This window comes from uncultured Microscilla sp., assembly GCF_947493425.1.
Classification (GTDB): Bacteria; Bacteroidota; Bacteroidia; order Cytophagales; family Microscillaceae; genus Microscilla.
The window spans coordinates 1-383 of record NZ_CANLRP010000532.1 but is presented as its reverse complement, the minus strand read 5'-3'; the positions used below and the strand labels follow the sequence as shown (position 1 = coordinate 383).

The following is a 383-nucleotide window of genomic DNA, read 5'->3' as shown; positions in this document are numbered from 1 at the left end:
TAAGCATGGATAGAACCATCTGCATAGATTTTATCGTTTTTCCGAGTTTGCCTTACTTCTGCTGCCCACCCTTTCTCCATGGTGAGGGTATAAATAAGCGTCAGTATTGCCATGAGTAACTCAATTTTAGCGCTTTTCTTAAAGTTCATTTCCTCCAAATGAAAACCATTGGTCTTCAAATGGTAGAAACAATCCTCAATCGTCCACCTCATACTGTAAGCCTTAATCACTTTACGCTTATTTTTGATAGTGGAGATGAAATAGAATAAAGGTTCATCTTTGTTTTCTTTTTTAGGGTTTTTCCAGACAGTAAACCAGTACTTTTGGGTACCCAAGCTGATTTCCTTAGCAACCCCACAAGCAACATATTTGGGTTGTAATGC

At 38.1% G+C, this 383-nt stretch carries 1 protein-coding gene; it reads right to left on the bottom strand.

Annotation, left to right across the window (positions count from 1 at the left end):
- Positions 1-383 (bottom strand): transposase (locus tag Q0954_RS34595; RefSeq protein WP_299466821.1); only part of this gene is annotated, 383 nt, incomplete at both ends.